We start from the raw sequence: 17596 nt of genomic DNA, 5'->3' as shown, positions 1-17596 counted from the left end.
CCAGCCCGAGCCATCGCCGCCCACGAGCGGGCTCGCCCCACCGGGTCGTCGACCTCCACGTCGATGTGATTCGCGCCGCCGTCATTCGCGCCGCCGTCCTGCCGGCGCGCCGCCTCGATCCATCGCGCCCTCCCCGGCCGACGTGTTCCGGGGCGCATGCTAGCCGCGGGCCGGCGCGCGCCGGAGGTCGACACGCCGCCAATTCATGTTCCCTTCATCCAGCCGACACCGGGACGGCCGGGATGCCGGGACGGGAACGGCGATGGCGCGAGGCCTTGGGCGCTGCGCGGCCGGCGGCGATGCCGAACTCAGGCGTCGTCGCGGTCCAGCGACGCCGACAGCGCCGCGTGCGCCTCCACCTCGGCGATCCGGCGCCCGAAGGTGTCGCGCGCCATCGCCAGCGCGTCCGACCCCGCCACGAAATGCAGCGGCGGCGCCGGCATCGTCGCCAGCTCGACGAAGGCCCGGCCCAGCTTGGCCGGGTCGCCCGGCTGCTGGTGGTTGTAGGCCTCGTAGGTCGACAGCGGCGGCGTGGGCAGCGCCGCGTAGTCCGCGATCGCCCGCGAGCCGTAGCGCACCGAGCTGGCGTCCAGGAAGTCGGTGCGGAAGAAGCCCGGCTCCACGACGGTCACCCGGATGTTGAAGCCGGCGAGCTCCGGCGCCAGCGACGCCGAGAAGCCGTCGACCGCGAACTTCGTCGCGCAGTAGACCGTGGCGCCGTCGAAGCCGCGGAAACCGCCGACCGAGGCGATGTTGATCACATGCCCGTCGCGTTGCCGGCGCATGATGGGCAGCACGGCGCGGGTGACGTGCATCAGGCCGAAGACGTTGGTGGCGAACTGGCGCTCGATGTCGGCGGCGCCGATCTCCTCGAACAGGCCGAGCTGGCCATAGCCCGCGTTGTTGACCAGCACGTCGATGCGGCCGAAGCGCGCGACGGCCTGCTCGACCGCATGGGCGGCGTCGGCCTCGCGGGCGACGTCCAGCGCCAGGCACAGGACGGCGTCGCCGTCGCCGGCGTAGGCCGTCTTCAGCGCGTCGAGGTCGCGCCCGGTGGCGACGACGCGGTCGCCGGCGGCCAGCGCGGCGCGGGCGATCTCGCGGCCGAAACCGCGGTTGGCGCCGGTGATGAACCAGATCTTGCTCATGGGAGTGCGTCCTTTGGAGGGAATGAATGGAAGCTGAAGGGGACCGTCCCGCTCGACGGCTCGAACGGTGCGAACCGGTCGATCGGGAGGACGGATTCATCGTAGGAACCGGCGCCCGGGGCGACGTGTCCGTTCCGGCGCGCCGCTTGCCCAATCCGGCAAAGTACCGGTCTGGCGGCCCTGGAAACTCATGGGGGATGCGCGACATGGGACCTTGCGCTACAATCCGCAGCTTGATTCGCACAAGACCACCCTCTTCAGGTCTTCTTCTGCAGCCCCTCCGGTCCTTCTCACGGACATTCCTGCGAGCGGCTCGCACCAGCATCAACCCCCGGTTCGTGCGCTTGAGCGTTTCAGGCTTCGGTCTGCGTGCGCGCCTTCGGCGTGCGCGAGGGCTGGAGCACCCTTCCGTGCAATGTCCCAGGATCGCGTCATCGATCCGGAGCCGCGCACGTTCCCAAACCGCGCCAAGACGGTTGCTTATAGCGATTGCCTGTCAAGGCGCACACCTCATGAGAACTATGCGAAGCAAAAGCATTGAGGTGGGGCGATTCCTTGTCTCACCGATGACCAAACCCCATGCCGACGGCGGATTCGCCGCGGTTGTCTCGATCCGATCGGGACAAGGCATGACCAGCACCGACCGTGTCATGCGGTTCGTGCCCGCCTTCCTCAGCCGTCGCGCCGCGTTGCGCTACGCGGCGACCGAAGGCACCGCCTGGGCGCTCAGCCACTGAGCCGAGCGCCGTTGAACCCGACAAGGCGAAGGTCGCGACGAACGCGGCCCGCGCCCTTCACAATTTCAAGTAAGGAGCATCCCGAATGGCCAAGGAAGAACTGATTGAAATGCAGGGCGTGGTCAACGAAATCCTGCCCGACTCGCGCTTCCGCGTGACGCTCGAGAACGGCCACCAGGTCATCGCCTACACCGGCGGCAAGATGCGCAAGCACCACATCCGCATCCTGGCCGGCGACGCGGTCTCCCTGGAAATGTCGCCCTACGACCTGACCAAGGGCCGGATCACCTTCCGCCACCTGCAGCGCTCGAACCACTCGGGCCCGCCGCCGGTCCGTCGCTGATCCGTCCCTCTGCCGCGGCGGCCGTCGCCACCGCGGGAGAACGTCCGGACATGACCACCGCCTTGCCCGATCCCGCGCCGGCCGCCTCCGCCGAGGCCACCGACGCCGGCGACCCGATGCCCGTGCCGCCCGTGCAGCCGGACCTCGACGCCTGCTGCGGGAACGGCTGCGATCCGTGCATCTTCGACCTGCACGACCTGGCGATGGACGACTACCGGCAGCGGCTGCGCGCCTGGAAGGCCCGTCACCCCGAGGCGTCCTGACCGACGCCCCACCCCCACCCTGAAGGGCCGCCTCGCGCGGCCCTTTCCTTTTGGCGCCCCCGAAAGCGGCAGCGAGCCGGCCTGCCACATGCAGGCCACCGGACCTCCGCGGCGCTGCGAAGGCCCCGCCGGTTTGCGTTTCGTGACGTTTTGGGGGACATCCCGGGGATTCAGATCCCGGCGCCGCCGGCCGACATTCAGGACAGGCGCCGCGTTTGCCTGAGCGGCGCAACGCCGTCCGCCCGGAGGTCTCGATGTTCATGACCGGCCAGAACCGCTTCCACGTCGCCCATTCCGACGCGCAAGCCAACCTGCGTTTCGCGCTCGCGCGGCTGAGCACCGACTGGCGCCAGCTGGAACCGCTGCCGCTGGAGATCCTGCTGCGCCACCTGCTGATGGCCGAACACCGCTGCATGCCGCATCCGAGCGTGCTGCGCGAACGCCCGACCAACCGCTGGCTGCTGCCGCGGCTGCGGCGCCGCCGGATCGAGGTCGCCGAGCGCCTGGTCGCCCTGGGCGGCCGGGTCAGCCACGCGGCGCTGGCGCGGGTGCTGCCCCGCGGCCGCGACTGGCCCGGGATCTCCTCGCTGGTCGGGCGGCATGCCTGGGATCCGGTCGAAGGCCGGACGCCGCGCTCGCGCCTGGCGGTCGTCGACGACCCGGCGCCCACTCGCAGCCCGGTCGCCGCGCGTCCCGCCGAACTGCGCGCGGCCTGATCAGCCGGCGCGCGCGTCCAGCAACGCCCGCGCCACCTCGGCGAAGCCATCGCCCCGCTCGCCGGCGGTGACATAGGCCGGCGGGTGATCCAGCATCGGCAGGAAACGCGCGATGTTGGCCACCCCCACCGAGAGCGGCACCCGCTCGAACATCAACTGGTCGTTGGTCGAGTCGCCGACGTAGACCCACTCGCGAGGGACGAAGTCCAGGCCCGTCAGCCGCTTCACCGCCCAATGGGCGGCGCTCCACTTGCTGTGCTCGCCGATCCAGCCGTTGACGTGGATCGAACTGACCGTCGCCACCAGCCCGTGCGCGCGCATCCGGTCGCAGACGGCGGCGATCGCGTCGTCGTCCAGCGTCGTGAACTCGCTGTGATCGATCGCGATGTCGGTCAGTCGACCGGCGCTGTCGCGCGCCAGCGTGGCGCCCGGCACCGTGGCGAGGATCTCCCGCGCGCAGGCCTGCAGTCGGGCGAAGTTCGCCTCGCGCGTCGCGTCGTCCTGGGCGAATTCGGTGACGAGGCGATCCCCCTGGCGATGCAGCAGCACCCCGCCGTTCTCCGCGACGATCCCCCGCACCGGCCAGGCCATCGCGAACGGCGCGCTCCAGCCCGCCGGGCGCCCGGTGATCGCGATCACCGGCACGCCGGCCGCGTCCAGCCGGGCGAGCGCCTCGAGCGCCGCCGGCGCGATCACCGCGGTGGCGGCGGTGGCGGCCTCGTCCCCCGCGCCAGCGTCGGCGGCCCCCGTCAGCGTGTCGTCGATGTCGGTCAGCACCCCGCGCAGGGGGGCCCAGGCGGTACGCGGGCAGTCGCTCAACGGGGGGAGGCATCGCATGGGCCGCGATTGTGGCCCCGGCCGTGACGCTGTCATCGAACCGTCCGGTGGAACATGACTACAATCGCGCCCTGTTCCGAGGAGCGTTGCGACCTCCCATCCCATCGAGGCCAGGCTCGGAACCGCCGCCCGGCGACATGCCGGCGGCCATGGCAACCGCGCTCACCCGTCGACCCTTCGTGGGCCGGGTGAGGACCGAGCGGCAAGCGCCCGACTCCCTCCGATCCCGACTTCCCGCCGCTGGCGTCGACGGCCCTTCCTCGCAGGAGTCCGCATGAACGCCCAAACGAAGCCGCTGGCCCAAGACCAGTACCTGATCAAAGACCTGTCGCTGGCCGACTGGGGCCGCAAGGAAATCAAGATCGCCGAGAGCGAGATGCCCGCGCTGATGGCCATCCGCGAGGAATACGCCGCCGCGCAGCCGCTCAAGGGCGCGCGCATCACCGGCTCGCTGCACATGACGATCCAGACCGCCGTGCTGGTCGAGACGCTGCAGGCGCTGGGCGCCGAGGTCCGCTGGGCCTCGTGCAACATCTTCTCGACGCAGGACCACGCCGCCGCCGCGCTGGTCGCCGCCGGCACCCCCGTCTTCGCCTACAAGGGCGAGACGCTGGAGGACTACTGGGACTACACGCACCGCATCTTCGACTTCGGCGCCAAGGGCACGCCGGGCGAAGGCCCCAACATGATCCTGGACGACGGCGGCGACGCGACGCTGCTGATGCACCTGGGCCAGAAGGCGGAGAAGGACCTGTCGGTCCTGGCCAATCCGGGCAGCGAGGAAGAGCGCATCCTGTTCGCCGCGATCAAGAAGAAGATCGCCGAGGACGCCACCTGGTACACCCGCAAGAGCGCCGAGATCATCGGCGTGACCGAGGAGACGACCACCGGCGTGCACCGCCTCAAGGAGATGTCGGCCAAGGGCACGCTGCTGTTCCGCGCCATCAACGTCAACGACTCGGTCACCAAGAGCAAGTTCGACAACCTGTACGGCTGCCGCGAGTCGCTGGTGGACGGCATCAAGCGCGCCACCGACGTGATGATCGCCGGCAAGATCGCCGTGATCGCCGGCTACGGCGACGTGGGCAAGGGCTCGGCGCAGGCGATGCGCGCGCTGTCGGCCCAGGTGTGGGTCACCGAGATCGATCCGATCTGCGCGCTGCAGGCCGCGATGGAGGGCTTCCGCGTCGTGACGATGGAGTACGCCGCCGACAAGGCCGACATCTTCGTGACGACCACCGGCAACAAGGGCGTCATCCGCCATGAGCACATGGCCGCGATGAAGCACAACGCCATCGTCTGCAACATCGGCCACTTCGACAACGAGATCGACATCGCCTCGATCGAGAAGTACGAGTGGGAAGAGATCAAGCCGCAGGTGGACCATGTGATCTTCCCGGACGGCAAGCGGATCATCCTGCTCGCCAAGGGTCGCCTCGTGAACCTGGGCTGCGGCACCGGCCATCCGAGCTACGTGATGTCGTCGAGCTTCGCCAACCAGACGATCGCCCAGATCGAGCTGTTCGCGCACAAGGACGCCTACGCGGTCGGCCAGGTCTACGTGCTGCCCAAGCACCTGGACGAGCACGTCGCGCGCCTGCAGCTCAAGACGCTGAACGCGCAGCTCAGCGAGCTGACGGACGAGCAGGCCGCCTACATCGGCGTGTCGAAGGCGGGCCCCTACAAGCCCGACACCTACCGTTATTGATCGAGCGCTACTGCGCGGGCGCCATGCGTCGTTGCGGGTCCCTCCGTGAATCCTCACGTAGCGCTGCTACGTTCCGGTTCCCGGATCCCCCCGCGCCTAGCCTGACACCCGCTCGCGACGCGCTGCAAAGGCTACTTCGTTCATGAGAGCTGACCAACTCCTCCTCTCCCTTGGCCTGGCGCCCACGCGCTCGGCCGCCCAGCGGCTGATCGACGCCCGCGCGGTCGAGTGGGAAGGCCCCAAGGGCTGGACCGTCGTGCGCAAGTGCGGCGAGGACCTGCTCGAGACCACGCCCCTGCGCGTGACGGACGACGCCGAGCTGCGTTACGTCTCGCGCGGCGGGCTCAAGCTCGAAGGCGCGCTGGCCAAGGTCGGCGTGTCGGTGGCCGGCCTCTCGGCGCTGGACATGGGCCAGAGCGCGGGCGGTTTCACCGACGTGCTGCTCAAGGCCGGCGCGGCGCACGTGACCGGCATCGATGTCGGCCACGGCCAGCTGCACGAGACCTTGAAGGCGGACCCGCGCGTGACCGCCCTCGAAGGCATGCACGTGAAGGACTACGTGCCCGCCGAGCCCTTCGACCTGGTCGTGGGCGACCTGAGCTTCATCTCGATGATCGGCACCCTCAAGCACGTGGTCGGCTGGCTCAAGCCGCAAGGCCAGGCGCTGCTGCTGGTCAAGCCGCAGTTCGAGCTGGGCCCGAAGGCCTTGAACAAGAACGGCATCGTCAAGGACAAGTCGCAGTACATCGTGCTCAAGGAGCAGGCCGTGGCCGCCGCCGAGAAGCGCGACCTCGTCGTCAAGGGCTGGTTCGAAAGCCCCGTCACCGGCGGCGACGGCAACACCGAATTCTTCATCTGGGTCCAGAAACCATGACGACGCCCGTCAGCATCGAATTCTTCCCGCCCAACACGCCCGTCGGCACCGAGAAGCTGAAGACCGTCGTGCAGGAGCTGCGCGCGGTGAATCCGCAGTACTTCAGCGTCACCTACGGCGCCGGCGGCTCCACGCGCGAGAAGACGCTGTCCACCGTGGCCGACATCGCGGCCCAGGGCTTCGACGCGGCGCCGCACCTGTCGTGCGTCGGCTCGACCCGCGAGAACATCGCCGAGATCCTGGCGACCTACCGCGCGCAGGACATCCGGCGCGTCGTCGCGCTGCGCGGCGACCTGCCCAGCGGCACGGCGACCGCCGGCGAGTTCCGCTACGCGGCCGAGCTGGTGCGCTTCATCCGCGAGACGCAGGGCGAGGACTGGGACATCGAGGTCGCCGCCTACCCCGAGTACCACCCGCAGCAGCGCTACGCGGCGCGCGACCTGCAGTTCTTCGCCGACAAGGTGCGCGCCGGCGCCAGCGGCGCGATCACGCAGTTCTTCTACAACCCTGACGCCTACTTCCACTTCGTCGACGCGGCGCGGGCGATGGGCGTGGACGTGCCGATCGTGCCGGGCATCATGCCCATCAACAACTACGCCCGCATCGCGCAGTTCGCGCAGCGCGACGGCATCGAGATCCCGCGCTGGGTCGCGCTGAAGATGGAGGGCTACATGGACGACGCCGCCTCGGTGCGCGCCTTCGGCCTGGACGTCGTCGCGCGGCTGTGCGAGCGCCTGATCGCCGGCGGCGTGCCGGGGCTGCACTTCTACACGCTCAACCAGAGCGCGCTGACGCTCGCGTTGTGCGAGCGTCTCGGCCTCGCGGCCGAAGCTTGACAAGGCGCAATCGCGCCGGGACCGGGCCGGGAACCTGACCGGTTCTCCGCCGTTCCTTGTGAACGGTCAAGGCCTGACCCCGGGCCGCGGCGTTCAATCCTGTCGTCCATTGACTTCAGGAGTGAACGCATGTCCCGCACCCCCGCCCTCTCCCGCCCCTCGATCGCCGTCGCCACGCTCGCCGCGCTGATGGCGCTGCCCGCGTTGCCGGTCCAGGCGCAGGAAAGCCCGTGGCAGTTCCGCGCCCGCGCGGTCAACATCGACCCGGCGGACAAGGACAAGACCGGCCTGGGCCTGTCGCTCAGCCGCAAGACGATCCCCGAGATCGACATCAGCTACTTCTTCACGCCGAACATCGCCACCGAGCTGATCCTCACCGTGCCGCAGGAGCACAAGCTCTCCAGCAAGGGCACGCGCGTCGGCACCGTCAAGCACCTGCCGCCGACGCTGACGCTGCAGTACCACCTCAACCCGACCGGCACCTTCCGCCCGTACGTCGGCGCCGGCGTGAACTACACGCACTTCTCGGGCGTCCACTTCGAACCCGCGGTCCAGGCCGCGCTGCAGCCCAGCATCAAGAAGAGCAGCATCGGCCTGGCCGTGCAGGCCGGCTTCGACGTGATGCTGGACAAGCAGTGGTCGATCAACGTCGACGTCAAGAAGCTCCAGATGGACACCGAGGTCCGCTCGTTCGGCTCGACCGTCGGCAAGTTCAAGATCGATCCGCTGCTGATCGGCGTCGGCGTCGGTTACCGCTTCTGATCGACGAACGCGCGGCATGCCCGCGCTCCCCAAGGCGGACGCCGCGCCGGCGCCCGCCTCCATGACAAAGGGCCCCTGAGGGCCCTTTTTCCATGGCGCGTCGCGCGGCCGGTCGATCAGGCCAGCGCGGCGAACGCGTCCCGCGTGAGGTTCTCCGGCGCGCCGCTCTCGCGGCAGGCGACGTCGTCCTCGATGCGCACGCCGCCGAAGGCGCTCAGGTGCTTCACCAGCGCCCAGTCGACGCTCGCCGCGGCCGGCGTGGCGCGCAGCCGCTCGAGCAGCATCGGGATGAAGTACAGCCCCGGCTCGATCGTCACCACCATGCCGGGCCGCAGCACGCGGGTCAGGCGCAGGTAGGGATGCCCGTCCGGCTTGGCGATCGTGCCGCCGTCCTCGCCGGCCATGAAGCCGCCGATGTCGTGGACCTGCAGGCCCAGCAGATGGCCGATGCCATGCGGCAGGAAGGTCGAGGTCACGCCCTGCGCGAGCATCGCGTCCTCGTCCATCTTCACGATGCCGAGCTGGCGCAGCACGCCGGCGATCTCGCGGTGCGAGTCCAGGTGGATGTCGCGGTAGTCGACGCCGGCCCGCACGCGGTCGACCAGGCGCAGCTGCGCCGCTTCCATCGCGTCGATCAGCGCCTGGAACGACGCGTCGCCGTTGCCGGTCGTGCGGGTGATGTCGGACGCATAGCCGCAGCTGTGGGCGCCGGCATCCACCAGCAGCGACAGCGATTGCGCCGGCGCCTGTTCGTCCTGGTACTGGTAATGCAGCACCGCGGCGTGGTCGTTGAGCGCCACGATGTTGCCGTAGGGCAGGTCGCGCTCGGCCAGGCCGCAGGCCTGCAGGTAGGCGCGGTGGATGCCCGCTTCCGACTGCCCGTCGCGGAACGCCCGTTGCGACGCGAGGTGCGCGCCGGCGGCCAGCGACGACGCCTCGCGCAGGCGCAGCAGCTCATAGCCGGTCTTGACGGCGCGCGCGTGGTGCAGCGGGTTCAGCACCTCGGGCGGGTTGTTCGGGACGATGTCGCCGAGCGCCGCGTCGGCCTCGCCGACGATCGCCAGCTCTCCCGGCAGTTGCAGGTAGGGCAGCGCCTCTTCCCGCCGGCGCACGACGATCAGCTCGAAGTGCCCGACCCAGAAGCCGCTCGGCGCCTCCGGCGGTACATGCCAGTAGTCCTCGGGCTGCACGTACACGAGCCGGGGCTTGTGCCCGGGCCGGATCACCAGCCAGCTGTCGGGATGACGCACCAGCGGCACCCACAGCTTGAAGTGGGGATTGGGCTGGAACACGTAGGGCCGGTCGTCGAGGAAGGCGAACTTCTCGATGCCCGAGGCGATCAGCAGCGCGTCGTAGCCGCCGCGCGCGAGCGCGTGGTCGGTGCGGCGCTGCTGCTCCGCCAGGTGGGCCGTGTACAGGGCGTTCAGGTCGCGGGATTCAGCGGGATTCATGCGCGGGAATTCTCCCAGACGACCCCCATCTCGGTCAGCATCGCGTCCAGCCGGACGTCGTTGGGCTGGGCGGTCAGCGTCGGTTGGAAGCCGTGGCTGAAGCCCACGCCGACGACCACCGGCCGCGGCTGGATCTGGGCGATCGTGCGCAGCATGAAGCCGCCGCCGTAGCCCATCCGGATGCCGCCGGGGCCGTAGCCGAGGCAGGGGAGCAGCAACAGCTGCGGATCGAAGGCCTCGGTGTCCTTCGGCTTGGTGATGCCGGTGGCGTCCTCTTCCATCGGGCAGCCGGGGTACCAGACATGGAAGCGCAGCCGGCCTTCCTCGCGGTCGACGACCGGCAGGCCGATGCGGCGGTTGGCGTCGACCTCGCTCCAGCGGAACAGCGCCGGCAGCGGATCGAATTCGCCCTTGATCGGCCAGTAGGCCGCGATGCGCGTTTCCTTGCGTCCGACCAGCCAGACGCGCAGCACGCCCTGCACCAGGTCGGCGAGCTCCAGGCGACCCGGCAGGTCCAGGCGCTCCTGGATCAGGCGCTCGCGCAGCGCCTGGCGGTCTTCGGAGATCGGCAGCTTGTCGTTCGGATCCATCCGGTCCTTTCGCCTGGCTCAGCGGGACCGACGGGCCCCGGGAAGCGGCGATTGTGGCCGCGTGGCGACCCCGGCGCTAGAGTCGGCGCCATGGCACGAGGCACCACCACCACGGGAACCGTCCGCCGCGTCAGCGGCGCGGGCGGCGATTTCGCCAATCACTGCATGGAGCTGCTCGCGCCGCTGGGGCCGGTGCTGGCGCGGCGGATGTTCGGCGGCTTCGGGCTGTACGTGGACGGGCTGTTCCTGGCCATCATCAGCCGCGACGAGCTGTACCTGAAGGCCGACGCGCTCAGCCAGCCGCGTTACCTGGAGGCGGGCTGCGCGCCCTTCCAGTACGCCAAGAGCGGCAAGGACGGCCGGCAGGAGGTCGCCAGCCTGAACTACTTCCGGCCGCCGGAGGAGACGCTGGAGTCGCCCGCGCTGATGCTGCCCTGGGGACGGCTGGCGATGGAGTCGGCCTTGCGCTCCGCGAACGCGAAGGCGAAGGCCAGCACCCCGAAGAAGAGGGCCGGCACGACCGCCGAGCCCAGCACCGAGAAGAAGGTGAAGCCCGTCAAGGCCGCCGCTCCCCCGGTCACGCGTTCGCCAGGCGCTGGCCGAACAGGCCGAAGGAAGGCCGGCGGCTGACGCTCGCCTGCCGGGCCTGGCAGGCCTGCGGCGGCACCAGCAGCTGGAAGCGGGCGGCCGGCCAGGCTTCGACGACCAGCTCGGCGCCGCTGTCGACCTCGAGGGTCTCGCCGGCGGACAGCCAGAAGTCCTGCGCCGGCAGCGACAGGTCGCCGCGCTGCGTCACCCAGACGCGGCCTTCGAGCACATGCAGCTCGCGCCGGCCCGGGCCGATCGGCAGGCTCATCGCCTCGCCCGGCGACAACGCCCACGCGGCATCGTCGCGAGTGACCTGGATTGATGACTTTTGCATGACGTTCATGATCGGCTCCCAGTCCGGCGGGCGCTCCGCGCACTGGCGGCTTTCCTCGTGGACATGGTGCAATCCTAGGGTTGACCCGCACGCCGGTCCAATGAGTCTTGATGCGTCGATTGATACCATCCGCGCATGAATCCCGCCCGCCACCGCCCGCTCGCCGTCGGTCCGCTGCGCGCTTTCGAGGCGGTCGCCCGCCGCTTGAGCTTCAGCGCCGCCGCCGAGGAGCTGTTCCTGACCCAGTCCGCCGTCAGCCGCCAGATCCGGGCGCTGGAGGAGGAACTGGGCGCGACGCTGTTCCTGCGCGGCACCCGCCACGTCGAGATGACGCCCGACGGCAAACTGCTGCTGACGGCGGTGGAGCCGATGCTGGAGCGGCTGGACGGCATGGTCCGGCAGATCCGCTCGACCCGCGGCCGCCGCGTGATCAACGTGACGACCTTCGCCTCGTTCGCGTCGCTGTGGCTGATCCCGCGGCTGGAGGCGTTCCAGCGCGAGCACCCGGACATGGACATCCGCGTCTCCGCGCTGGACCAGCTGGTGGAGATGGACGACAGCGAATTCGACCTCGCGCTGCGCTACGCCGCGCCCAACCGCGTGTCGCCGACGGCGCAGCGGATGTTCGGCGAGATGCTCACGCCGGTGGTGAATCCGTGGGTGGCGGCGCAGGCGCGCGACGGCCAGGGCCCGCCGCTGAACCAGGCGGCCGACCTGCGCCAGTACACGCTGGCCGAGGAGGACGACCAGCGTCCCAGCGGCATCTTCCTGAGCTGGCGGCGCTGGCTGTCGCTGCACGGCGCGCCGGAGCTGCAGCCGCGGCGCTGGATGTACCTGAACTTCACCTACCAGCAGATCCAGGCGGCGGTGTCGGGCCAGGCGGTGGCGCTGGCGCGGCTGCCGCTGGTCTACGAGGCGCTGCAGCGCGGCGAGCTGGTCGAGCCCTTCGGCATGGCCGGCCGCACCGACTGCCCGACGGTCTACTGGCTGGTGCTGTCGCCGCAGGGCCGCGCGCGGCCGGAGGTGGTGGAGTTCGCGCGATGGATCGCCGAGCAGGCCGCGCTCACGCGCCGCGCGATCGGCGAGCCCGATCCGATCGAGGACGATCGCTCGGGTTGATCGCCCGGTCCGACGGCGGCCACGGGCGCCCCGTCGTCGACGGGGTCGGCGTCAAGGCGAGGTCAGCGGGAGGTCAAGGCGCGATGACTTCGCGCTCGGTCAGCACGACGGTCATCGCCTGGTCGTGCGGCTGGACCTCGAAGGGCGCCTCGCAGCAGTGCCAGGCCACGCCGATCGTGGTGACGCCGGGATGCGCCTCCAGCCAGCGGTCGAAGTAGCCGCCGCCGTAGCCGAGCCGGAAGCCCTCGCGCGTGTAGCCCAGGCAGGGCACCAGCAGCACCTCGGGCACCAGCACCGGCCCGCTGGTGCTGGGAATGCCGCACTCGTCCTTGAGCGCCGGCTCGCGGCCGTCCCAGCGGCGGAATTCCATCGACGCCGGCCCGCGGTCGCCCGCCTTGCGCGCGAAGGGCAGCGCCAGTTGCATCTCTCCCCCCAGCTTGTGCGTCGCGGCCCAGGCCGCTGCGTTAAATTCCCCCTCCAGCGGCCAGTACAGGCCGAGGCTCAGCGGCTCGAGCTGGCGCAGCAGCACAAGCAGCTGCTCGCCCAGCTTGTCGGCGGCGAGACGCGCCTCGGCGCCGGCCCACCATTCGCGGCGGCGCGCCAACAAGGCGCGGCGCAATTCGCTTCGCTCATGGGGCCAGGTCTTGCCGGTTGCGCCGGCGGCATCGGGGGCCGTGGGGGAGTCACTCATCGCAGTTCGGCATGAAGTTCGCTCGGATCACTGTAACCGCCCTCGCCTCCGCCACCGGGGCCGCCTTCGGCGCGCTGGCCACCTTGCTGGCGCTGGCGTCGGCCCCGGCCGCCGCGCAGTCGGCCACGACCTTCGCCGTCGTGCCCAACCCGCCGCCACCGCTGCCCGACCTGGTCACCGACGCCCGCGAGGCCTGGCGCACCCGCGACCGCTCGCGGCTCGCCGCGATGCGCCAGGTCGCGCTCGACCAGCAGCATCCGCTGGCGCCGTGGTTCGACTACTGGGACCTCAACGCCCGGCTGTCCGAGGCGCAGCAACCCGAGGTCAACGCGTTCTACGCGCGCTGGCCGGGTGCCTACGTCGAGGACCGGCTGCGCAACGACTGGCTGCTGGAGCTGGGCCGCCGCCGCGACTGGGCCAACTTCCGGCGCGACCTCGCCGCCTACAAGATGCAGGACGACCGCGAGGTCGTCTGCTACACGCTGCTGGCCGATCCCCCGAAGCGCGACCTGCGCGAGACCGCGCGCGCCGCCTGGTTCGCGCAACGCGACGCGGACGAGGGCTGCCACATGCTGGCGTCGACGCTGCGCGAGAACGGCGAGTTCAAGGACGCCGACGTCTGGCGCAAGCTGCGGCTGGTCGTGGAGACCATCAAGCCGCGGGCGGTGAAGCAGACGGCCTCGCTGCTGTCCAAGCCGGAGCAGGACGCCGTGGCCGAGCTGTACGACAAGCCCGACCGCTACCTGAAGAAGAAGGCCGGCGCGTCGCCGCGCGCCAAGGCGGAGCTGACGCTGCTGGCGCTGATGCGGCTGATGGCGACCGACTTCGACAAGTCGGAGGACGAGGTGCGCCGCTGGGCGCCGAAGCTGCCCAACGACCTGTCGGCGTGGTTGTGGGCCCAGTACGGCCGCCAGGCGGCGCTGCGGCTCAAGGACGAGGCCAACGACCACTTCGAGCGCGCGATGAAGCTGCAGGCCAGGCTGGGCGGCCCGCTCGAGTGGAGCGACGAGACGGTCGGCTGGATCGCGCGCGCCGCGCTGCGCGGCGACGCCGGCGCGAGCCGCCCGGAGCAACTGGTCGCGGCGATCGCGCTGATGAAGCCGGCCGACCAGAAGGACATCGTCTGGCAGTACTGGCGCGCCAAGGCGCAGCAGCAGCTCGCCGCCAACGGCGCGGCCGGCGACGCGCAACGCCGCGAGGCCCAGGAGTCGCTGCGCGCGATCGCCTCGCCGCTGAGCTTCTACGGCAAGCTCGCCGCCGACGAACTGAAGCTGCGCCTGCCGCTGCCGCCCACGCCCGCCGACCTCAGCGCGCAGGAACGCGCGGCCGCGCTGGCGATGCCGGGCATCCAGCGCGCGCTGCAGCTGCTGGCGGTCGGGCTGCGCGGCGAGGGCCAGCGCGAATGGAACTTCAGCCTGCGCGGCCTCTCCGACCGCGAGCTGCTGGCCGTCGCGCAGGCGGCCTGCGAGCGCGAGCTCTGGGAGCGCTGCATCCAGACCAGCGAACGCACGAAGACCGAGATCGACCTCGCCCAGCGCTTCCCGATGCCCTACCGCGCCGACGTCCTCAAGCAGTCGACGGCGGTGGGCCTGGACCCGGCCTATGTCTACGGGCTGATCCGCCAGGAGTCGCGCTTCATGATGGACGCGCGCTCGCACGTCGGCGCCGGCGGGCTGATGCAGGTGATGCCGGCGACGGCCAAGTGGACGGCCCGCAAGCTGGGCGTCGAGTTCCGGCCCGACATGCTGCATGACCGTGACACCAACCTGCGCCTGGGCACCGGCTACCTGAAGCTGGTGATGGACAGCTTCGACGGTTCGCAGGCGATGGCCGCGGCGGCCTACAACGCCGGGCCCAACCGGCCGCGCCGCTGGCGCGAGGGGCCGCAGCTCGACGCCGCGGTCTGGACCGAGAACATCCCGATCTGGGAGACCCGTGACTATGTGCGCAAGGTGCTGTCCAACGCGACGATCTACGCGCAGCTGATGGGCCGCGAGGGCGGCACGGTGCTGCGCGACCGGCTCGGCCGCGTCATCGGCCCGGCGGCCGCCTCGGCGCCCGACATCCCGGCCAACGGCACGAACTGAGCCCCCGATCCATCCCCCCCAACGGAGAGAGCTTTCCGCATGCAATTGATCGTCGGCAACAAGAACTACTCGTCCTGGTCGATGCGCCCCTGGGTGCTGATGAAGGCGCTGGGCATCGACTTCCAGGAGCGGGTGGTCCGCTTCGACTTCACGCCGGATTCGGCCTTCTACCGCGAGGTCGGCGCGGTGACACCGACCGGCAAGGTACCGGTGCTGGTCGACGACGGCTTCGCGGTCTGGGACACGCTGGCGATCGTCGAGTACCTGGCCGAGCGCTTCCCCGACAAGGGCGTCTGGCCGCGCGACGCCCGCCAGCGCGCGCGGGCGCGCAGCCTCTGCGCGGAGATGCACAGCGGCTTCGGCCAGCTGCGCGGCCACTGCATGATGAACATCGATGCCGACCTGGGCACGGTCGGGCCCCGGCTGCTGGCCGCCCACCCCGGCCTGCGCAAGGACCTGGACCGGGTGGTCGAGCTCTGGACCGACGCGCTGGCCGACAGCGGCGGGCCCTTCCTGTTCGGCGAGTTCGGCGCGGCCGACGCCTTCTTCGCGCCGGTGGTGATGCGGGTGACGCGCTACGGCCTGCCGTTGCCGCCGTCGCTGCGGGCCTACGTCGAGCGCGTGGAAGCGGCGCCGGGCGTGCGCGAGTGGATCGCGGACGCGATGGCGGAGAAGGATTTCCTGGACTTCGAGGAGCCCTATCGCGACGTCAGCGGCCCGGTGCCGGTGCTGCGCGCGTTGGACTGACTCATGAAAAACCGCTTCCGGACACCTGTGCGGGCAGGCGGCGGGAAGCGGCGAGGTGGACCGTCGCGATCAGTGATCGCGGCGGCGGCGGACCAGGAAGCCGGCGGCCAGCAAGCCGCCGAGCATCATGGCCTGGTTCTGGGGCTGGGTCACGAAGGACGGGACGATGGCGTCCGCGCCTTCCTGTTCATTGACATCCGGCAGCTGGGCGGGGGCCGCCTGGCTTTGCTGGACAAAACTGCTGTCAGCGGCGACGTGGAGCTGGGGGGCTTCCGGCGCCGGCTGTTCCTGCGCCTGGGCGGCGAGACCAATTCCGCCCAGCAGGAGGAGAAGAACAGACTTCATTCATAAACTCCCTACTGCTTTTGCCGCCCTGCCTGACTACAAGCGTCTCTCTCGGTAGTTGGCCTGCTCGAACAGGCACTGGTGTGCAGGTGGCATTGGTGAATATACGGAGTCACAGCCTACGTGAGCTACCCCCATCCTTGGGGATGCTGCGCCGCAACATGAGTGTTCAGATGTTTCTCGTCGGGGGCGCCGTCCGGGACGCCCTGCTCGGCCTGCCGGTCCAGGACCGGGATTGGGTGGTGGTCGGTGCCTCACCCAAGTCCTTGATCGACCAGGGTTTTCAGCCGGTCGGTAAAGATTTCCCGGTGTTCCTGCACCCGCGGACCCATGAGGAAGTGGCCCTGGCCCGGACCGAGCGCAAGACCGGATCCGGATACCACGGTTTCCAGTTCCACACGGCCCCCGACGTCACCCTTGAGCAGGACCTGGCCCGCCGGGACCTGACGATCAACGCGATGGCGCAGGCCGAAGACGGTTCGCTGGTCGATCCGTATGGCGGCCGGCGGGACCTGGAGGCCCGGGTGCTGCGCCATGTGTCGCCGGCGTTCGCCGAGGATCCGGTGCGGATCCTGCGGCTGGCGCGCTTCGCGGCGCGCTTCGGCGATTTCTCGGTCGCGCCGGAGACGATGGCGCTGATGCGCGACATGGTCGCCGCCGGCGAGGCCGACGCGCTGGTCGCCGAACGCGTCTGGCAGGAGATCGCCCGCGGCCTGATGGAGCAACACCCGGCGCGGATGATCGAGATCCTGCGCGACAGCGGCGCGCTGGCGCGGATCGCGCCGGAACTGGACCGCCTGTTCGGCGTGCCGCAGCCGCCGGCCCACCACCCGGAGGTCGACACCGGCGCGCACCTGCTGCTGGTGCTCGAGGAATGCGCGCGCGTGTCCGCGCCGCTGCCGGTGCGCTACGCCTCGCTGTGCCACGACCTCGGCAAGGGCACCACGCCCGAGGAGGAATGGCCGCGCCACCTGAAGCACGAGTCGCGCGGCGTCGAGCTGGCGGCGGCGCTGTCGCAGCGCTGGCGCGTGCCGTCGGACTGCAAGGAGCTGGCGGAGCTGGTCGCGCGCGAGCACACGAATGTCCACCAGAGCCTGGCCTTCACGCCCGAGGCGCGGCTGCGCCTGATCGAGCGCTGCGACGCGCTGCGCCGGCCGGAGCGCTTCGCGCAGTTGCTGCTGGCCTGCGAGTGCGACGCCCGCGGCCGCGCCGGCCTGCGCGACCGGCCATATCCGCAGCGCGAGTCGCTGCTGACGGACCTTCGCGCGGTGCAGGCGGTCGACCAGTCGGCGATCTCGGCCGCGGCGCTGGCCGCCGGCAAGAAGGGGCCGGCGATCGGCCAGGAGATCCACGCCGCGCGGCTGGCGGCGATCCGCGCGGTGCGCTGAACGGCGCGCCCTCCCCCTCCCTCGAGGGCTTC

The 17596-nt window shown here is 70.6% G+C and carries 19 protein-coding genes and 1 riboswitch; of the genes, 12 read left to right on the top strand and 7 right to left on the bottom strand.

The genetic code is table 11. From position 1 onward, the window contains the following. Positions 1–308 precede the first annotated feature (308 nt). On the bottom strand, positions 309–1148 hold the full coding sequence (locus tag N5D62_RS13195; RefSeq protein WP_279758279.1) for an oxidoreductase: 840 nt from the start codon (positions 1146–1148) through the stop codon (positions 309–311). A gap of 822 nt (positions 1149–1970) precedes the next feature. Between N5D62_RS13195 and infA the strand changes: the two genes are divergently transcribed. The 3 genes from infA (at position 1971) to N5D62_RS13175 (ending at position 3207) form a co-directional block, all read left to right on the top strand. Next, entirely contained in the window at positions 1971–2228 is a 258-nt protein-coding gene (infA, locus tag N5D62_RS13185) for a translation initiation factor IF-1 (RefSeq protein WP_067278543.1), read from the top strand. 50 nt (positions 2229–2278) lie between these two features. Next, a complete protein-coding gene (locus N5D62_RS13180) occupies positions 2279–2491 on the top strand; it encodes an oxidoreductase-like domain-containing protein (protein ID WP_279758278.1) in 213 nt (70 codons plus the stop codon). Positions 2492–2745: 254 nt separating this feature from the next. Next, positions 2746–3207 (top strand): hypothetical protein, encoded by a 462-nt coding sequence (locus tag N5D62_RS13175; RefSeq protein WP_279758277.1) that lies wholly within the window; start codon positions 2746–2748, stop codon positions 3205–3207. Here N5D62_RS13175 and N5D62_RS13170 read toward each other — a convergent pair whose 3' ends face one another. Further along, positions 3208–4044 carry an HAD-IIB family hydrolase gene (locus tag N5D62_RS13170; protein ID WP_279758276.1) on the bottom strand — a complete coding sequence of 279 codons (837 nt, stop codon included), beginning with the start codon at positions 4042–4044 and terminating at the stop codon, positions 3208–3210. A 72-nt stretch (positions 4045–4116) separates the two neighbouring features. Next, a riboswitch (S-adenosyl-L-homocysteine riboswitch) is annotated at positions 4117–4215 on the top strand. A 103-nt stretch (positions 4216–4318) separates the two neighbouring features. Between N5D62_RS13170 and ahcY the strand changes: the two genes are divergently transcribed. The 4 genes from ahcY to N5D62_RS13150 all read left to right on the top strand — a co-directional run bounded on the left by ahcY (position 4319) and on the right by N5D62_RS13150 (position 8224). Further along, complete coding sequence (gene ahcY / locus N5D62_RS13165) at positions 4319–5752, top strand: adenosylhomocysteinase (RefSeq protein ID WP_279758275.1); 1434 nt, start codon at positions 4319–4321, stop codon at positions 5750–5752. A 142-nt stretch (positions 5753–5894) separates the two neighbouring features. Beyond that, entirely contained in the window at positions 5895–6626 is a 732-nt protein-coding gene (locus N5D62_RS13160) for a TlyA family RNA methyltransferase (RefSeq protein WP_279758274.1), read from the top strand. Continuing rightward, complete coding sequence (metF, locus tag N5D62_RS13155; RefSeq protein WP_279758273.1) at positions 6623–7462, top strand: methylenetetrahydrofolate reductase [NAD(P)H]; 840 nt, start codon at positions 6623–6625, stop codon at positions 7460–7462. The genes N5D62_RS13160 and metF overlap by 4 nt, the downstream gene beginning before the upstream one ends. Positions 7463–7591: 129 nt before the next feature. Beyond that, positions 7592–8224 carry an OmpW family outer membrane protein gene (locus tag N5D62_RS13150; RefSeq protein WP_279758272.1) on the top strand — a complete coding sequence of 211 codons (633 nt, stop codon included), beginning with the start codon at positions 7592–7594 and terminating at the stop codon, positions 8222–8224. Between the two features lie 116 nt (positions 8225–8340). Here N5D62_RS13150 and pepQ read toward each other — a convergent pair whose 3' ends face one another. Next, positions 8341–9675, bottom strand: a complete 1335-nt coding sequence (gene pepQ, locus N5D62_RS13145) for a Xaa-Pro dipeptidase (protein ID WP_279758271.1) — start codon at positions 9673–9675, stop codon at positions 8341–8343. Then, the gene (locus tag N5D62_RS13140) at positions 9672–10265 is read right to left on the bottom strand and encodes a 5-formyltetrahydrofolate cyclo-ligase (RefSeq protein ID WP_279758270.1); all 594 of its coding nucleotides are present in this window, start codon (positions 10263–10265) and stop codon (positions 9672–9674) included. Before N5D62_RS13140 ends, pepQ begins: the two co-directional genes overlap by 4 nt. Positions 10266–10355: 90 nt before the next feature. Between N5D62_RS13140 and N5D62_RS13135 the strand changes: the two genes are divergently transcribed. Next, positions 10356–10895, top strand: coding sequence for a TfoX/Sxy family protein (locus N5D62_RS13135; protein WP_279758269.1), 540 nt, complete (start codon positions 10356–10358; stop codon positions 10893–10895). On the opposite strand, the gene N5D62_RS13130 is transcribed toward N5D62_RS13135, so the two are convergent. Beyond that, positions 10843–11196, bottom strand: a complete 354-nt coding sequence (locus N5D62_RS13130; protein WP_279758268.1) for a DUF2917 domain-containing protein — start codon at positions 11194–11196, stop codon at positions 10843–10845. The two genes, N5D62_RS13135 and N5D62_RS13130, sit on opposite strands and share 53 nt — an antisense overlap. Before the next feature lie 126 nt (positions 11197–11322). Here N5D62_RS13130 and N5D62_RS13125 point away from each other — a divergent pair, with 126 nt between their 5' ends. Beyond that, positions 11323–12306 carry a LysR family transcriptional regulator gene (locus tag N5D62_RS13125; protein WP_279758267.1) on the top strand — a complete coding sequence of 328 codons (984 nt, stop codon included), beginning with the start codon at positions 11323–11325 and terminating at the stop codon, positions 12304–12306. Positions 12307–12379: 73 nt separating this feature from the next. Here the strand turns inward: N5D62_RS13125 and N5D62_RS13120 are convergent, their stop codons facing one another. Continuing rightward, a complete protein-coding gene (locus N5D62_RS13120) occupies positions 12380–12997 on the bottom strand; it encodes a 5-formyltetrahydrofolate cyclo-ligase (RefSeq protein ID WP_279758266.1) in 618 nt (205 codons plus the stop codon). 11 nt (positions 12998–13008) lie between these two features. Here N5D62_RS13120 and N5D62_RS13115 point away from each other — a divergent pair, with 11 nt between their 5' ends. Beyond that, positions 13009–15084, top strand: coding sequence for a lytic transglycosylase domain-containing protein (locus tag N5D62_RS13115; RefSeq protein ID WP_279758265.1), 2076 nt, complete (start codon positions 13009–13011; stop codon positions 15082–15084). 39 nt (positions 15085–15123) lie between these two features. Beyond that, entirely contained in the window at positions 15124–15831 is a 708-nt protein-coding gene (locus N5D62_RS13110) for a glutathione S-transferase family protein (protein WP_279758264.1), read from the top strand. A 69-nt stretch (positions 15832–15900) separates the two neighbouring features. Here the strand turns inward: N5D62_RS13110 and N5D62_RS13105 are convergent, their stop codons facing one another. Then, positions 15901–16176 carry a hypothetical protein gene (locus N5D62_RS13105; protein ID WP_279758263.1) on the bottom strand — a complete coding sequence of 92 codons (276 nt, stop codon included), beginning with the start codon at positions 16174–16176 and terminating at the stop codon, positions 15901–15903. 173 nt (positions 16177–16349) lie between these two features. Here N5D62_RS13105 and N5D62_RS13100 point away from each other — a divergent pair, with 173 nt between their 5' ends. Then, positions 16350–17564 (top strand): multifunctional CCA addition/repair protein, encoded by a 1215-nt coding sequence (locus N5D62_RS13100; RefSeq protein WP_347881812.1) that lies wholly within the window; start codon positions 16350–16352, stop codon positions 17562–17564. Positions 17565–17596 lie beyond the last annotated feature (32 nt).

This window comes from Mitsuaria sp. GD03876 (assembly GCF_029840635.1).
Lineage (GTDB): Bacteria > Pseudomonadota > Gammaproteobacteria > Burkholderiales > Burkholderiaceae_C > Roseateles.
Note: the sequence above shows the minus strand (reverse complement) of the source record. Positions and strands in the feature narration are given on the sequence as shown.

Excerpts from the sequence above, each read along its gene's own strand:
- N5D62_RS13110 (WP_279758264.1), top strand. The coding sequence starts at position 15,124 with ATGCAATTGATCGTCGGCAACAAGAACTACTCGTCCTGGTCGATGCGC.
- N5D62_RS13160 (WP_279758274.1), top strand. The coding sequence starts at position 5,895 with ATGAGAGCTGACCAACTCCTCCTCTCCCTTGGCCTGGCGCCCACGCGC.
- N5D62_RS13150 (WP_279758272.1), top strand. The coding sequence starts at position 7,592 with ATGTCCCGCACCCCCGCCCTCTCCCGCCCCTCGATCGCCGTCGCCACG.
- N5D62_RS13120 (WP_279758266.1), bottom strand. The coding sequence starts at position 12,997 with ATGAGTGACTCCCCCACGGCCCCCGATGCCGCCGGCGCAACCGGCAAG.
- infA (WP_067278543.1), top strand. The coding sequence starts at position 1,971 with ATGGCCAAGGAAGAACTGATTGAAATGCAGGGCGTGGTCAACGAAATC.
- N5D62_RS13125 (WP_279758267.1), top strand. The coding sequence starts at position 11,323 with ATGAATCCCGCCCGCCACCGCCCGCTCGCCGTCGGTCCGCTGCGCGCT.
- pepQ (WP_279758271.1), bottom strand. The coding sequence starts at position 9,675 with ATGAATCCCGCTGAATCCCGCGACCTGAACGCCCTGTACACGGCCCAC.
- N5D62_RS13140 (WP_279758270.1), bottom strand. The coding sequence starts at position 10,265 with ATGGATCCGAACGACAAGCTGCCGATCTCCGAAGACCGCCAGGCGCTG.
- N5D62_RS13195 (WP_279758279.1), bottom strand. The coding sequence starts at position 1,148 with ATGAGCAAGATCTGGTTCATCACCGGCGCCAACCGCGGTTTCGGCCGC.
- N5D62_RS13135 (WP_279758269.1), top strand. The coding sequence starts at position 10,356 with ATGGCACGAGGCACCACCACCACGGGAACCGTCCGCCGCGTCAGCGGC.
- N5D62_RS13170 (WP_279758276.1), bottom strand. The coding sequence starts at position 4,044 with ATGCGATGCCTCCCCCCGTTGAGCGACTGCCCGCGTACCGCCTGGGCC.
- N5D62_RS13105 (WP_279758263.1), bottom strand. The coding sequence starts at position 16,176 with ATGAAGTCTGTTCTTCTCCTCCTGCTGGGCGGAATTGGTCTCGCCGCC.
- N5D62_RS13175 (WP_279758277.1), top strand. The coding sequence starts at position 2,746 with ATGTTCATGACCGGCCAGAACCGCTTCCACGTCGCCCATTCCGACGCG.
- metF (WP_279758273.1), top strand. The coding sequence starts at position 6,623 with ATGACGACGCCCGTCAGCATCGAATTCTTCCCGCCCAACACGCCCGTC.
- N5D62_RS13180 (WP_279758278.1), top strand. The coding sequence starts at position 2,279 with ATGACCACCGCCTTGCCCGATCCCGCGCCGGCCGCCTCCGCCGAGGCC.
- N5D62_RS13100 (WP_347881812.1), top strand. The coding sequence starts at position 16,350 with ATGTTTCTCGTCGGGGGCGCCGTCCGGGACGCCCTGCTCGGCCTGCCG.
- N5D62_RS13115 (WP_279758265.1), top strand. The coding sequence starts at position 13,009 with ATGAAGTTCGCTCGGATCACTGTAACCGCCCTCGCCTCCGCCACCGGG.
- N5D62_RS13130 (WP_279758268.1), bottom strand. The coding sequence starts at position 11,196 with ATGAACGTCATGCAAAAGTCATCAATCCAGGTCACTCGCGACGATGCC.
- ahcY (WP_279758275.1), top strand. The coding sequence starts at position 4,319 with ATGAACGCCCAAACGAAGCCGCTGGCCCAAGACCAGTACCTGATCAAA.